The following is a 14,894-nucleotide window of genomic DNA, read 5'->3' on the forward strand; positions in this document are numbered from 1 at the left end:
ACCCCGCGCTCCGGCTTGCCGGCAGCGGGGCCAAATGGCCGAAGGAAGCTGATCATGCGTATTCGAAACTCCGCCAAGACGTATGGCTCCGTCGCGATCGCACTGCACTGGATCGTCGCCGTGCTGGTGCCGGCGGCCTGGATTTCAGGCCATCTCGGCGACATGCTGCCGCGTCCCTCTCACGACACGGGCCTGTTCATGCACGTCTCGCTCGGGCTGTCGATGCTCGGCTTCGCGCTGGCGCGCCTGGCCTGGCGCCTGGCCGATCCGCCGCCGACGCCTGAAGCGACCAAATTCGGCCCGTGGACCGTTCATGCCGGCGAGATCACGCATCTGCTGATCTACGGCATCATGTTCGCCATTCCGGTCCTCGGCATCGTCACCCAGTTCGCCCGCGGCTACGGCTTGCCGGTGTTCGGCCTGTTCGAGATCGCCTCACCCTGGGTCGGCGACCGCGACTTCGCCCACGACATGAAGGAGATGCACGAGGCGCTGGCCAATGGCCTGATGATCCTGATCGGCCTGCACGCAGGCGCTGCCTTGCTGCACCATTACTGGCTGCACGATCGCACCCTGCGGCGGATGGTGCCGGGACTGCGGTGATCGCTCCTGTCATCCGGGCCTGCTAAAGGGCCTCCGTCGAACACGTCATCGGAGGCCATCATGCCGGCAACGCCGCATATCGAAAAGCACTTCACCGCGTCGGAGGTCGTCCGCGACGTCGTCATCGGCATGGCCGACGGCCTCACCGTGCCGTTCGCGCTCGCCGCCGGTCTTTCGGCGGCGGTCGCCAAGACCGATGTGATCGTCACGGCCGGCCTCGCCGAGGTCGTCGCCGGCGCGATCGCGATGGGGCTCGGTGGCTATCTCGCCGCTCGCTCCGACGCCGAGCATTATGCCGCCGAGGAGAAGCGGGAGCACGACGAGATCGAGAAGCTTCGCGGTCGCGAGGTCGAGGAGGTCGCGGCGATCTTTCGTGGCTATGGTCTCGAAGGCCAGGCCTTGACCACCGTGGTCGACGCGATCGCGTCCGATCGCAAGCGCTGGGTCGACTTCATGATGCGCTTCGAGCTCGGCCTCGAACGCCCGGATCCGAAGCGCGCGCCGGTCAGCGCCGTGACCATCGGCGGCTCCTACGTGATCGGCGGCCTGATCCCGCTGATCCCCTATATGCTGGCGCCTGACATCTCGTCCGCGCTGCGCATCTCCGTGGTCGCCACCGGCATCGCGCTCTTGATCTTCGGCGCCATCAAGGGCCACTTCACCGGCGTCAACAAGATCAAGTCGGCGCTGCAGACGGCGCTGGTCGGCGGCCTCGCCGCCGGCGCCGCGTTCTGGCTGGCGCATCTGTTCGGGTAGGCGGACAGGATTGCGGTCGAGATCGTTCGGAAGGAGGTCGCCGGCCGCGATCATAATCGGCGTCACCCGAGCCGTAGGGTGGGCAAAGGCGCGCCAGGGTGCGGCCTTGTCGGACGAGCTTTTCCGCGCACCGTGCCCACCGCCCGCACCCAGCGCCACCGATGGTGGGCACGCGCCGCCTTTGGCGTCGCTTTGCCCACCCTACGGTGGCGTCGACTGCGGCGAAGGGTTTTAAGTTCGCCGAGTTCGAGACCATTGCTGCTCTGCGGATCTGGAGACGTCCTGCCGATGGCGTTGGAATGAGACCATGCGTCAGCCTTGAACTGGCATAGCCTGGCTTCAGGCCAGAAAACCGACCGTCATGGCCGGGATGCGGCGGCTTTGGCCAGAGTCTGGCGTTACTTCGATCCAATTGGCCGTTGCGGAGGGGCATGGTAGTCGGTTTGCGTGAGCAAGACCCTGACCCCGGCCAGAGCAAGAGATCTCGCGATCCGCCTCGCATCGGTTCGCCCGGACGAAGCGCTAAGCGTCGCAAGAGGGATCGAAGCGCCTTGGTTTAGGTGTCAGGCGCTATCTCACGTTGCACGCCATTGGCCCGATAAAACGTACAGCCGCCTCCTTGAAGAGGCGGTTCTGGCAGCCGACTGTCAGGAGGAGATTTTCAATCGTGTAGCCGTCTCGGCATGGCCGATTAGGGCATATCTTGAGCGCGGCAACTCGCCGCGCGCCGAAGAACTTCTCATAAAGTACGTCGCTGCCTCTGGCGCCATTGAAAACATGGGGAGTCGTTCAGAGGCGCTGTTTTCCATATTTCAGGCGTCGAAGCCCTTCGACACCGGGTTATGGCGCCCTGTATTTTGGGCTTTGGTGGCAGCAGCGGAGCCCGCTCTTTCCTGGCGTCAGCTTAGAAACCTGAGGGACGCCGTCGCAATGGTTGCCTCCGATAACGATGAATTGGTGCATCAGGTACTTGAGAAGCTTTCTGAACCGAAAAATCTTTCGACCGTGAGACGCTACCTCGGCCAACATATCAAGCAGCAGCCGCGCTCCTATTTCTGAGTCATGAGCCGCCGAAGCCAGCTGCGATCGCCTGCTTTCCGTGGAGCAAGAGATGGTCACCCGACGACGCGAATACCGAAACCCGCCGCGCCTGCCGATCAAGCCCGCGTGGACGTGGCCGCGGCACACCCTTTCGGATTGGTCAGCCTCATGCCATGATGTGTGATGATGCGCGCGCTTCTCCTCATGACTTCGATCATCGTGCTTGCAACCGCTCCAGCCGCAGCTCAACGGTTCGATGGCAATGATCCGGTGTGCCTCCAGACATGGGAATGGGGCGGTTCCAGCACAATCTCGTGCCAGTATCGGTCGTGGGAGGCGTGTAGAGCGGGGGCTGCGGGCCTTTCGGCCATGTGCTTGCCGAACCCCTATGCACAACGCCCGTCTGAGCCAAGCCGCCGTCGGCCTCCCCGGTAGGCGCCGATTGCGATCTGACAACACCCCAAGCTTCAACGGAGCTGGCACGTGCCATCCGATGTTTGCTCGGGCTGATTGGATCCGGTCTTCGTTCTGAGAAAAATAAATCGATTGCTATTTTTCAGAATACATGCTTGATTGTCGCCATCCCGTGCTCCTCGAGAGGGGCGCTTCGCGATCGTCACGGAACGTTGGGTGCGGGATGCGGTGGCTGCAGGATGCCGCAGCGTGGGGCGACCCGCGCGGACGAACGGCAGCTTGCGGACGCGAAGTCGCGTGGTCCTGGCGCCCCGATGCTGGCGCCAAGTCGTCGGGCGATGATCCCGAGGGCGACGGTGGCTACCAAGCCGGACACCGGGGAGATCGCGAAGTAAGCGTGAAAACCATCGCGCGGGGAATGCCGGGATGTCTCGGCTGAACCTGTGGTGACTGCCGCCTGCTTTTTTTCTGCAGGCGGGCCATGGGGGCGGCCAGCTCCCGGCATTCCCTGCGCCCTCTGCCTGATCAGGGGGCAACACCGATGACATCACTCGGGCGCATGGCGCCGCGAGAGCAGTGACGCACGTCTTCATGGCGATGCCCAGGGGGGGAGGGAGCCCGTCGCGGGAACCAAATTCCGCAGCCAAGGTTAGCTGGCATGCAGGAGGACTCCCGATGCGCCGTCCGAAGATTCAGCCGTCCCGCAACAAGCTCGACATGACCGATCAGGCCCAGGTCCGCGTGGTGACCAAGCGGCTGAAGATGTCGCCCGGGGAATTGACCGAGATGGTCGAACGCATTGGCAACTCCATCGCAGCCATCACCAAGGAAGTCGCGCAGCAGCGGGCCGCGAAGGCTGCGCCGGAAGGAGCTGTGATCGCCTCGGTGACGGTGACCGAGACCAAGGCGGAAGTCATCGTGCCGGACGAGACGCCAGCGGCAACCTAGCAATCGACGCTGATCATCGAGACCCCCGGCAATCGATCTGGGGAATCGGACGAAGGGGGCAAAGGATGGACCAACGCACCGACCTCGGTGACGCTTTGACGCAGGCGGCGTTCAATCTGCGCAAGACCAGGATCAGCGAAGGCCGTCCGTTTCCTCTCGGCGCGACCTGGGACGGCCTCGGCGTCAACTTTGCGATCTTTTCCGCGCATGCGACCAAGGTCGAGCTGTGCCTGTTCGACGACAGCGGCGAGACCGAGCTCGAGCGCATCGAGCTTCCCGAATACACCGACGAGGTCTGGCACGGCTACCTGCCGGCCGCGCGGCCTGGCACCGTGTATGGCTATCGCGTGCATGGGCCCTACGAGCCCGACGCCGGTCACAGGTTCAATCCCAACAAGCTCGTGATCGACCCCTACGCCAAGCAGCTCGTCGGCAACCTGCGCTGGGGGCCGGAGCTGTTCGGCTATCGGCTCGATCATGCCGACAAGGACCTGTCGTTCGACGACCGCGACAGTGCGCCCTTGATGCTGAAGTGCCGGGTCATCGATCCCGCTTTCACCTGGGGAGGCTCGCGCAAGCCGGAGATTCCGTGGGAGCGAACGATCTTCTACGAGATGCACGTCAAGGGGTTCACCAAGCTGCATCCAATGGTGCCCGAAGCCGATCGCGGCACCTTCGCCGGTCTCGCGCACCAGGACATTCCGGCCTATCTGCGTTCCCTGGGCATTACCTCGGCCGAGCTATTGCCGATCCACGCCTTCATCGATGACAGCTATCTGGTCGAAAAGGGCCTGCGCAACTACTGGGGCTACAATTCGATCGGATTCTTTGCGCCGGAGCCGCGCTATCTGAAGACGCCGTTCGCGACCGAATTCAAGACCATGGTCAACCAGTTCCACGCCAACGGCATCGAGGTCATCCTCGACGTGGTCTACAACCACACCGCCGAAGGCAACGAGCTCGGGCCGACCTTGTCGTTCAAGGGCATCGACAATGCCAGCTACTACCGGCTGATGCCGGACCAGAAGCGCTACTACATCAACGACACCGGCACCGGCAACACCGTGAACCTGTCGCACCAGCGCGTGCTGCAGCTCGTCGCGGACTCGCTGCGCTATTGGGCGACCGAGATGCGGGTGGACGGCTTCCGCTTCGACCTCGCCACCATCCTGGCGCGCGAGCCCTATGGCTTCGACGAGGGCGGCAGTTTCCTGGATGCCTGTCGTCAGGACCCGGTGCTGTCGAGCGTCAAGCTGATCGCCGAGCCCTGGGACATCGGTCCCGGCGGCTATCAGGTCGGCCAGTTTCCGCCGGGCTGGGCGGAGTGGAACGACAAGTTTCGCGACACCGCGCGGGCATTCTGGAAGGGCGACGGCGGCACGCTCGCCGATTTCGCCAAGCGCATCTCGGGCTCGGGCGACCTGTTCAACAAGCGCGGCCGAAGGCCCTGGGCGAGCGTGAACTTCATCACCGCGCATGACGGCTTCAACCTCAACGACCTCGTCTCCTACAACGACAAGCACAACGAGGCCAACGGCGAGGATAATCGCGACGGCCACAGCAACAACCACTCCTGGAATTGCGGCGTCGAAGGACCGACCGACGACCCCGAGATCACCGCGTTGCGGGAGCGGCAGAAGCGCAATCTCCTCGCCACGATGCTGCTGTCGCACGGCACGCCGATGCTGCTTGCCGGCGACGAGTTCGGCCATACCCAGAACGGCACCAACAACGCCTATGCGCAGGACAATGAGACCACCTGGCTCGACTGGATGGGCATCACGCCGCAGGGGCGGGCGTTGCGCGAATTCACGCGCAAGCTGATCGCCATGCGCAAGGCGTTTCCGATCCTCTATCGCAGCCGCTTCCTGATCGGCTCGCACAATGAGGACCTCGGCGTCAACGACGTGACCTGGCTCGACCCGTCGGGCGAGGAGATGACGACGGAGCAGTGGACCGACGATCACGCGCGTTGCTTCGGCATGCTGCTCGACGGCCGCGCCCAGGAGACCGGCGTCAAGCGGCGTGGCTCGGATGCGACGCTCCTGCTGGTCTACAACGCGCATTTCGACGTCGTGAACTTCACGCTTCCGTCCGTGCCCGAAGGCCACAATTGGCTGGCGCTGCTCGACACCAACCAGCCGGATGCTCAGCCGCAGTCGTTCCCGTTCGGCCACGTCTACGCGGTGACCGGGCGATCGCTGCTGGCCTTCGGCCTGTCGTCGGAGCAGCAGCCGATGCGCGGCCTGCGCCATGGCCTCGGCGCGCTGCTCGACGTCGCGGAGGCGCCGCTGGGGTAGGATGTTCGGCGGATTTTGCGGTCAGGCACCGCGGGCGTATTTCGCAAGCCTCGCGTCGAGCACGCCGAGCATGGCCTCGCGCGCCGGATCGCGCGAGCCGCGCAGCCAGACGGCCGCGAGCGGAAGCCGTCCGGCGGTGCTGCCGCGTGTCATCCGCAGCGGCACGAAGCGGACGCCGGAGACCGCGAGCCGCGAGGTCCAGCGCGGCACGATGGCGATGCCGAGCCGCGCGGCGACGAGATGCACGATGGTCTGCTTCTCATCGGCGAACTGCGCGATAGCCGGCGACAGCCCGGCCTGTGCGAACAGCTTCATGGTGAGGTCGTGGCTGTGCGGCCGCGACCGGCGGTCCGGGACGATCAGCGGCTGGTCGGCGATGTCGGCGAGCGAGACCACAGCACGCGAGGCCAGCCGGTGCCGCTGCGGCAGGGCCACCACGGCGCTCTCGCTGAGCAGCGCGCGGAATTCGAGCCTGATATCGGTGCGCTCGGGCGGCCTGACAAAGGCGAGGTCGAGCGCGCCGGACAGGATCCTGGGCAGCAGCCGGATCGTCTTCTCCTCCGTGAGCTGCACCGCGATGTCGGGATGCCGCTCGCGAAAATCGTGCAGCAATTGCGGCAGCAGCCCGGCGGCCGCGCTGTCGATGGCGCCGACGCGCAGCCGCTGCGCCTTCGTGCTTCGGGTACGGCGGCGGAAGCCGGTTTCGACCGCCTCGACCCGGGCCAGGATCGCCCGGGCATCGCGCAGCAAGGTCGTGCCGTGCTCGGTCAGCGACACCGCGCGCGTCGTGCGGGCGAACAGCGGCGTCGCGAGGTCTTCTTCCAGCAGCTTGATCTGGCGTCCGAGCGCCGAGGGCAGCATCTGCAGCCGCTGCGCCGCCTTGCCGAAATGCAGTTCCTCGGCGGCGGCCACGAAGCAGCGGAGCTGGTGCAATTCCATGGTGGGGTCCTGAAGAGGTGATGGGCCGGATTATATCATTTTTTTGTATAATGATGCGAGCATTGAAGCCGGCCTGGCTCGACGCCTACGCTTGTCAGATCAACGACAAGACGGGACAGGGAGGTGACGATGGCCGGAGAGCTGGAAACGCGCGTGCTGCGCAGGATCACGTTGCGCATCGTGCCCTTCATCATGCTGCTCTATTTCGTAGCCTTCATCGACCGCGTCAACGTCGGCTTCGCAGCGCTGACCATGAACAAGGACATCGGGCTGTCAGCCTCGGCCTATGGGTTCGGCGCCGGCATCTTCTTTTGGGGCTATTTCCTGTTCGAGGTCCCCTCCAACCTCGCGCTGGACAAGTTCGGCGCGCGCATCTGGATCGCGCGGGTCATGATCACCTGGGGCCTCGTCTCCGGCGCGATGGCGTTCGTGCAGGGACCGACGAGCTTCTATGTGCTGCGCTTCCTGCTTGGTGCTGCGGAAGCAGGCTTCTTCCCCGGAATCATCCTCTATCTCTCCTACTGGTTCCCGGCGCGCCAGCGCGCAGCCGTCACCGCGCTGTTCATGGCCGCCGCGCCGCTCTCCACGGTTCTCGGCTCTCCGGTTTCCGGCGCGCTGCTGGAGATGGACGGCATTCTCGGCTTCAAGGGCTGGCAGTGGCTGTTCCTGATCGAGGCGCTGCCGGCGGTGCTGCTCGGCTTCGTCGTGCTCGCCTACATGACCGATCGTCCGGAGCAGGCGCGCTGGCTCGCCGACGACGAGCGCGACTGGCTGGTGCGCACCATGAATGCAGAGGTGGCGAGCAAGGCCGCCACCGCGAGCCACAGCATCTGGCGCGGGCTGGCCGACATCCGCGTGCTGGCGCTCGCGCTGGTCTATTTCGGCACCTCGGCCGGCCTCTACACGCTCGGCGTCTGGGCGCCGCAGATCATCAAGCAGTTCGGCCTGTCGTCCTTCACCGTCGGCTTCCTCAACGCGGTGCCACCGACCGTGGCCGTGATCGTCATGATCCTGTGGGCGCGCCATTCCGACCGTACCGCCGAGCGCACCTGGCACGTCGTGCTGGCCTGCGTGGCCGCAGCCGTCGGGCTCTGGTTGGCCGGGCTGTCGACCAGTGTCGCCGCCGTCCTCGCTGCGCTCACGCTCGTCAATGTCGGCATCTCCTCCTCGAAGCCGCCGCTGTGGAGCATGCCGACCATGTTCCTGTCCGGCTCGGCCGCCGCGGCGGGCATTGCAACCATCAACTCGATCGGCAATCTCGGCGGCTTCGTCGGTCCCGCGATGATCGGCTGGATCAAGGACCAGACCGGCAGCTTCAATGGCGGGCTCTATTTTGTCGCCGGCCTGCTGGTGGTATCGGCGGTGCTGACCCTGTTGCTGTCACGTTCACAAAGTGCGAAGGCCCAAGCAGCCACGCCGTCCTGACCTCATCAACGGAGCTCTTTCATGCGCACCCATTCCATCGCCGCCATTCCCGCCGACGGCATCGGCCCCGAGGTCATCTCCGAAGGCGTCCGCGTGCTCGAGGCGCTCGCCAAGCGCGCGGGCGACATCAGCTTCAACGTCAAGACCTTCGACTGGGGCTCGGACTACTACAAGAAGCACGGCGTGATGATGCCGGCCGATGGACTCGCGGAGCTGAAAAAGTTCGACGCGATCTATTTCGGCGCGGTCGGCGCTCCCGACGTGCCCGACCACATCACGCTGTGGGGCCTGCGGCTGCCGATCTGTCAGGGATTTGATCAGTACGCCAATGTGCGGCCGACCAAGATCCTGCCCGGTGTGGCCTCGCCCTTGCGCAATGTCGGCGTCGGCGATCTCGACTGGGTGATCGTGCGCGAGAATTCCGAAGGCGAATATGCCGGCATGGGCGGTCGCGCGCACCGCGGCCTGCCGGAGGAGGTCGGCACGGAGGTTGCCGTCTTCACCCGCGTCGGCGTCACCCGCATCATGCGCTACGCGTTCAAGCTGGCGCAGTCGCGGCCGCGCAAGTTCCTCACCGTCGTCACCAAGTCGAATGCGCAACGCCACGGCATGGTGATGTGGGACGAGATCGCCGCCGAGGTGGCGCGCGAATTCCCCGACGTGACCTGGGACAAGATGCTGGTCGACGCGATGACCGTGCGCATGACCCTGCAGCCGAAGAGCCTCGACACCATCGTGGCGACCAATTTGCATGCCGACATCCTGTCCGATCTCGCCGGCGCGCTGGCCGGCAGCCTCGGCGTGGCGCCGACCGGCAACATCGATCCGGAGCGGCGCTTCCCCTCGATGTTCGAGCCGATCCACGGCTCGGCCTTCGACATCACCGGCAAGGGCATCGCCAATCCGGTCGCAACATTCTGGACCGGCGCGCAGATGCTCGAGCATCTCGGCGAGACGGACGCGGCCGCGCGGCTGATGGCTGCGGTCGAGAAAGTCTGTGCAGCCGGCATCCTGACCCCCGATGTTGGCGGCACGGCGACGACCAAGCAGGTGACCGACGCCGTCATCGACGCGATCCACGGCTCCAACGCCTGAGGCGTGCTGTTCTCTTGCACAATTCTGGCGTGTTCCGTGTCGCGCTTGCAATGGACGCTGCGGGGCGTATATCAGCGCTTCCGCTGCGTCCGCGCATGCCAATCACATGCGTGTCATAGAGACGCGAGACACGGCTTAAGGAGAAAGGACACATCATGCGTCGTCACCGTCGAGCCAAGATCGTCGCGACTGTCGGTCCCGCGAGCAATTCTCCGGAGATGCTGAAAGCGCTGTTCCTCGCCGGTGTGGACACCTTTCGTCTCAACTTCAGCCACGGCACCCAGGCCGATCACGCCAAGGTCCATGCCGCGGTCCGCGCCCTCGAGAAGGAAGTGCAGCGGCCGATCGGCATCTTGATGGATCTGCAGGGTCCTAAGATTCGCGTCGGCACGCTGCGCGACAAGAAGATCCAGGTCGAAGCCGGCGAGACGATTCGATTTGTTCTCAACGGCACCGAGGGCGACAAGACATCGATTCCGTTGCCGCATCCGGAAATCTTTGCGGCAGTCTCGCCCGGTCACGATCTTCTGATCGATGACGGCCGCGTGCGCGTCCGCGTCACCGGCCTCGGCGACGACTGGATCGAGGCCAAGGTGATCGTCAGCGGCGCGATCTCCAATCACAAGGGCGTCAATCTGCCCGGCACAATTCTGGAGCTATCGCCGCTGACGGCCAAGGACCGTTCTGATCTTGCCTTTGGGCTCGACCTCGGCGTCGACTGGGTGGCGCTGTCGTTCGTGCAGAAGCCGTCCGACGTGCTGGAGGCGAGGGGCCTGATCAATGGCCGCGCCGGCATCATGTCCAAGATCGAGAAACCGGCGGCGCTGGAGCGGATCGACGACATCATCCAGCTCTCTGACGCGATCATGGTTGCGCGCGGCGATCTCGGCGTCGAGATTCCCAACGAGGACGTGCCGGGCAAGCAGAAGGAGCTGGTGCGCGCCTGCCGGCTCGCGGTGAAGCCGGTGATCGTCGCGACGCAGATGCTGGATTCGATGGTCGCGACGCCGACGCCGACGCGCGCCGAGGTCTCCGACGTCGCGACCGCGATCTATGACGGCGCCGACGCGGTGATGCTGTCGGCGGAATCGGCCAGCGGGCAATATCCGCGCGAGGCGGTGGCGATGATGGACAGCATCATCAAGGCCACCGAAGGCCACAAGATGTACCGCTCGATCGTCGAGGCGACGCAGCCGGGCGAGGAGCAGACGCCGCCGCATGCGGTGGCGACCGCGGCGGCCGATCTCGCCTCGGCGATCCACGCCAAGGCGATCGTGGCCTATACGTCGAGCGGCACCTCGGCCTCGCGCGTTGCGCGCAAGCGGCCGAGCCTGCCGATTCTGGCGATCACGCCGAATGAGGACACCTCGCGGCGGATGTGCCTGCTGTGGGGCGCGCACAGCGTGCTGTCGCAGGACGTGCAGAGCTACGAGGAGATGGTCGAGCGCGCGACCTTCTTCGCCGTGCAGGAGGAGTTCGCTGAAGCCGGCGACCTGCTCGTCGTCGTCGCCGGCATTCCGTTCGCGCAGACCGGCACCACCAACAATCTGCGCGTCGTCACCGTGCCGAGATAGGAGGCTGATTTTCCCTGTTCGCGCTGCCCGCCTGTCGCCTGATTGTCGCACCCCGCTGGTATCGCGGGGCAGTGACGAGGGACATCGCGAGTCGTCAAACGAGCGGTGTCCGGTCGCGGTCCGGCAGGATGGGTTCTGCCGGTGCGGCGTTTCGTCATCGCGGTGTCATCAGGGACTGTTAGGTGGGCGCGCATGGGACTTGAGACTGCTGGTGAAGAAAGCCCGGCTCGGCGCTTTCGGACGTTGTTCATCTCGGACGTTCATCTCGGAGCCCGCGGCTCGCAGGCCAATCTCCTCGTCGATTTCCTGCGTCACCATGATGCCGACACGATCTATCTGGTCGGCGACATCATCGACGGCTGGGCGCTCAAATCGAGCTGGCATTGGCCGCAGTCGCATAACGACCTGGTGCAGAAGATGCTGCGCAAGGCGCGCAAGGGCGCCAAGATCGTCTATGTCCCCGGCAATCACGACGAGTTCCTGCGCGGTTATTACGGCACGCATTTCGGCGGCATCGACGTCGTCGAGAACATCTTGCACACCGGCACCGACGGCAAACGCTATCTGGTGATCCACGGCGACATCTTCGATCTGGTCGTGCAGAATGCGCGCTGGCTCGCCCATCTCGGCGACAAGGCCTATGACTTCGCCATCCAGATGAACCGTCTGGTCAACTTCTTCCGTCGCATGTTCGGCGTTCCCTATTGGTCGCTGTCGCAATGGGCCAAGCAGAAGGTCAAGAACGCCGTCAACTACATCGGCGCGTTCGAGACGGCGCTGGCCTCGGAGGCGCGGCGGCATGGCGCTGATGGCGTGATCTGCGGCCACATCCATTGCGCCGTCATCCGCGACCAGGACGGCATTCGCTACATGAATTGCGGCGACTGGGTCGAGAGCTGCACGGCGCTGGTCGAGCACGAGGACGGCCGTTTCGAGATCCTGACCTGGACCGATCCGCAGCGGCAACCCGCGCCGGTTCCGCAGCTGGCCGCCCGCGCCGCCTGACACCGGTTCCCTTGCCTCTCGGCAATCGGGCGCGGTAAAATAGGGGTATGACAGCTCATTCCCCGATCCTGCCCGTGACCGCCGCCGACATCGAGGCGGCGGCACGCGTCCTCGCGCCCGTGGCCGTGCGGACTCCGCTGCTGCCGGCTCCCGTGCTCAACGAGCGGTTCAAAGCGAACGTCTTCGTGAAGCCGGAGGTGCTGCAGCGGACCGGCTCGTTCAAGTTCCGCGGCGCCTACAACAAGCTGGCGTCGATCCCGGAAGCAGCGCGCGGCAACGGCGTCGTCGCATTCTCCTCCGGCAATCATGCGCAGGGCGTCGCCCATGCCGCCACATTGCTGGGCATGGACGCCACGATCGTGATGCCCTCGGATGCGCCAGCGGCCAAGCGCGAGCGCACCAAGGCGTTCGGTGCCGACGTCGTGCTCTATGATCGCGATCGCGAGGACCGCGAAGCGATCGCGCGCGACATCGCAGCAAAGCGCGGCTCGACGGTGGTGCCGCCCTATGACGATCCCTACGTCATCGCGGGGCAGGGCACCGTCGGTCGTGAAATCGCCGAAGATCTCGCGGCGCTCGGCCTGTCGCCGGATCTGGTGATCGTCCCGGCTTCGGGCGGTGGACTGCTTGCCGGCGTCTCGACCGCGGTCAAGGCGCGCTTTCCCAACACCCGGATGGTCGTGGCCGAGCCAAAGGGTTTTGACGACCATGCGCGCTCGCTACGGGCCGGCCACCGCGAGGCGCACGACGCAAAGGGCCGGACCATCTGTGACGCGCTGATGGCGGCGATTCCAGGCGAGATCACCTTCGCCATCAACAGCCAACTGCTGTCGGCCGCGGTCGAGGCTTCGGATGAGGAGGTGGGGCGCGCGGTCGGCTTTGCCTTCCGGGAGCTGAAGCTCGTGGTCGAGCCCGGCGGTTCGGTCGGGCTTGCAGCATTGCTGGCCGGCCGGCTGGATGTGGCGGGCAAGACGGTGGTGATCGTTTTGTCCGGCGGCAATGTCGATGCTGAGCTCTACGCCAGGCTGATCGCCTGACGATCAAGCCTCAGTGAAAGCTGAGGCCGCCTTTTGCAAATCCCCCGCCGCCCATCCGCAGTCCGGACTGCGCGACGTGCGGCGTGCTCCGCGCCGGGCCGCCCTGCATCCCGCCTTGGCCACGCGCCATCGACGGATGCGACGCGTTGATGTTCGGCTTGAACGGTCCGGAATTGCCGGGGAAGGGACGCCGCACTTCGCGGGCGTCGAATGGCCGCCCAGGACTGCGCTTCAGTGGATCGCGCTGGATTTTCGTAGCCACGGGCGGATTTGTCGGCGGCACGATCCTGTCGCGCAACTTGGTCTGAGCGATAGGCCCGGGATCGACGACCTTGTTGGGACCCGCGTTGTTGATGGCATTGCCTTTCGTGACCACCGTTGGCGGCAGCGGTCCGTGCGGCACGGTGGCGGCCGGCAGCGTCGGTTGCGGGGCTGGATGGCTCTGGATCTGCGGACCGGGATTGAACGGTCGCGCGATCGGTGCCAGTTGCGGTGGCATCATGAGACGGCTCGGTTGCAGCACGGGGATGGGCCGAGGCTGTCCCTGCAGCCGCAGTGCGACCGGCGCATATGGGCTGTCGGCATAGGATTCACGGAAGCTCTGATAGGCGGCCGGCGAATTCGCCAGCACGGCTTGGTGCCACGCCGCGGCCTGCACGAGGCCGGCGAGCAGTGCGCGGATGCGGTCGGCGAGCGGATCGCGCGGATACAGCTCGATGAACTCGCGATAATATTGCGGACGGTTCTCCGACAGCACGTAGTCATAGGCCTGCCGCACGGAACGGCTCGGCAGGTTGGCCGCCATCTGGATCACCGGCGTATTCTCGGCAGGGCGCGCCGCCGCGACCAGCGTATCCCCGAAGAAGGTGAAATCACTGGTCAACGAGGAGCTTTCCCATGGTGTCTGTCGTCCGTCGGTGCTCTGGTTCACCTGTAGGCGAATGCGCTTGAACAATTGCTCGATCGGCAGGTTCGGCTGCCGCGCCAGGTTCAGGAACGCCTGCGCGTACGGGCTGTGCTCGCCACGCCCGTCGAGCGCCTCGGCGCCGGGCGAGGTCGAGTATCCGAGGATGGAGCCGTTCGGCGCGTCGACGATGGCAAGTCCGCGTCCGGCATCGTTGATGGCAGGGAATGGATTGTTGCGGCAGGCGTCCAGCACGACGATCCGCATGCGGCTCGGGATGGCGTCGAGCGTTGCCATCAGGTCCACCAGACGGATGGTCCCCGTCGTCAGGTCGGAGGGCGCTGAGATACGGGCATCGATCGGGATCAGATAGTTCTCGCCCGCGAGCTGAACCCCGTGGCCGGCGTAGTAGACCATTGCCACGGTGTTCGGGCCGTGTGCTGCCACCCGGCTCGAGAAATCCTCGACGACCTTGAGCATCTCGTTCTGCGTCAGATCGGTCGCCGTGATCACCTCGAAGCCGGCCGAGTTCAACAGCTTGGCAACAGCATGGGCGTCGTTGTCCGGGTTCTCCAGCGGCGGCGCGTTCTGATAGCTCGCATTGCCGATCACGAGCGCGACGCGTGGCTCGGCTCCTTGAGGGATCGCGGCGGGCGTGTTGCTCTCCTTGGCCGGTGAGGGAGCTGCCAGCGCGCGCGGTGGTGTGTGAAGGTTGTCGAGCTCACTGCCGGCGGCGAACGCCGAGTCCGGGCCGACCCAGGCCATCAGGCCCAGCAGCGCGGACATGAGCAGGGATTTCCAGGCGGATGTTACAGCGCGAAATTTCGGAACGGACACGGCGTTCTCCTCGAGC

General features: G+C 65.3%; 13 protein-coding genes. 11 read left to right on the plus strand and 2 right to left on the minus strand.

Features of this window, described 5'->3' with window-relative positions:
* The first annotated feature begins 54 nt into the window (after positions 1-54).
* From ACQR1E_RS11595 to glgX, 6 genes are all read left to right on the plus strand, one after another.
* Positions 55-603, plus strand: a complete 549-nt coding sequence (locus tag ACQR1E_RS11595; protein WP_315753181.1) for a cytochrome b — start codon at positions 55-57, stop codon at positions 601-603.
* 60 nt (positions 604-663) lie between these two features.
* Positions 664-1,359 (plus strand): VIT1/CCC1 transporter family protein, encoded by a 696-nt coding sequence (locus ACQR1E_RS11600; protein WP_315828176.1) that lies wholly within the window; start codon positions 664-666, stop codon positions 1,357-1,359.
* Between the two features lie 447 nt (positions 1,360-1,806).
* Entirely contained in the window at positions 1,807-2,418 is a 612-nt protein-coding gene (locus ACQR1E_RS11605) for a hypothetical protein (RefSeq protein ID WP_315828175.1), read from the plus strand.
* A 168-nt stretch (positions 2,419-2,586) separates the two neighbouring features.
* On the plus strand, positions 2,587-2,835 hold the full coding sequence (locus tag ACQR1E_RS11610) for a DUF3551 domain-containing protein (RefSeq protein ID WP_410052185.1): 249 nt from the start codon (positions 2,587-2,589) through the stop codon (positions 2,833-2,835).
* A 654-nt stretch (positions 2,836-3,489) separates the two neighbouring features.
* Entirely contained in the window at positions 3,490-3,762 is a 273-nt protein-coding gene (locus tag ACQR1E_RS11615) for a DUF3606 domain-containing protein (RefSeq protein ID WP_315712707.1), read from the plus strand.
* 65 nt (positions 3,763-3,827) lie between these two features.
* Positions 3,828-6,062 (plus strand): glycogen debranching protein GlgX, encoded by a 2,235-nt coding sequence (glgX, locus tag ACQR1E_RS11620; RefSeq protein WP_315753178.1) that lies wholly within the window; start codon positions 3,828-3,830, stop codon positions 6,060-6,062.
* A gap of 21 nt (positions 6,063-6,083) precedes the next feature.
* On the opposite strand, the gene ACQR1E_RS11625 is transcribed toward glgX, so the two are convergent.
* Positions 6,084-7,001, minus strand: coding sequence for a LysR family transcriptional regulator (locus tag ACQR1E_RS11625; protein WP_315828172.1), 918 nt, complete (start codon positions 6,999-7,001; stop codon positions 6,084-6,086).
* A gap of 129 nt (positions 7,002-7,130) precedes the next feature.
* Here ACQR1E_RS11625 and ACQR1E_RS11630 point away from each other — a divergent pair, with 129 nt between their 5' ends.
* The 5 genes from ACQR1E_RS11630 (at position 7,131) to ACQR1E_RS11650 (ending at position 13,137) form a co-directional block, all read left to right on the plus strand.
* Positions 7,131-8,426, plus strand: coding sequence for a D-galactonate transporter (locus ACQR1E_RS11630; protein ID WP_434897059.1), 1,296 nt, complete (start codon positions 7,131-7,133; stop codon positions 8,424-8,426).
* Between the two features lie 21 nt (positions 8,427-8,447).
* Positions 8,448-9,521 carry a tartrate dehydrogenase gene (locus tag ACQR1E_RS11635; protein WP_315753175.1) on the plus strand — a complete coding sequence of 358 codons (1,074 nt, stop codon included), beginning with the start codon at positions 8,448-8,450 and terminating at the stop codon, positions 9,519-9,521.
* 155 nt (positions 9,522-9,676) lie between these two features.
* Positions 9,677-11,095 (plus strand): pyruvate kinase, encoded by a 1,419-nt coding sequence (gene pyk / locus ACQR1E_RS11640; RefSeq protein ID WP_315753174.1) that lies wholly within the window; start codon positions 9,677-9,679, stop codon positions 11,093-11,095.
* A 192-nt stretch (positions 11,096-11,287) separates the two neighbouring features.
* Positions 11,288-12,100: a UDP-2,3-diacylglucosamine diphosphatase gene (locus ACQR1E_RS11645; RefSeq protein ID WP_315828168.1), complete on the plus strand. Its 813-nt coding sequence runs from the start codon at positions 11,288-11,290 to the stop codon at positions 12,098-12,100.
* A 47-nt stretch (positions 12,101-12,147) separates the two neighbouring features.
* Positions 12,148-13,137 carry a threonine ammonia-lyase gene (locus tag ACQR1E_RS11650; RefSeq protein ID WP_315828167.1) on the plus strand — a complete coding sequence of 330 codons (990 nt, stop codon included), beginning with the start codon at positions 12,148-12,150 and terminating at the stop codon, positions 13,135-13,137.
* A 10-nt stretch (positions 13,138-13,147) separates the two neighbouring features.
* On the opposite strand, the gene ACQR1E_RS11655 is transcribed toward ACQR1E_RS11650, so the two are convergent.
* Positions 13,148-14,827, minus strand: coding sequence for a caspase family protein (locus ACQR1E_RS11655; protein ID WP_316167132.1), 1,680 nt, complete (start codon positions 14,825-14,827; stop codon positions 13,148-13,150).
* Positions 14,828-14,894 lie beyond the last annotated feature (67 nt).

Origin of the sequence: Bradyrhizobium sp. HKCCYLRH1030 (genome assembly GCF_051168395.1) — a bacterium.
GTDB lineage: Bacteria > Pseudomonadota > Alphaproteobacteria > Rhizobiales > Xanthobacteraceae > Bradyrhizobium.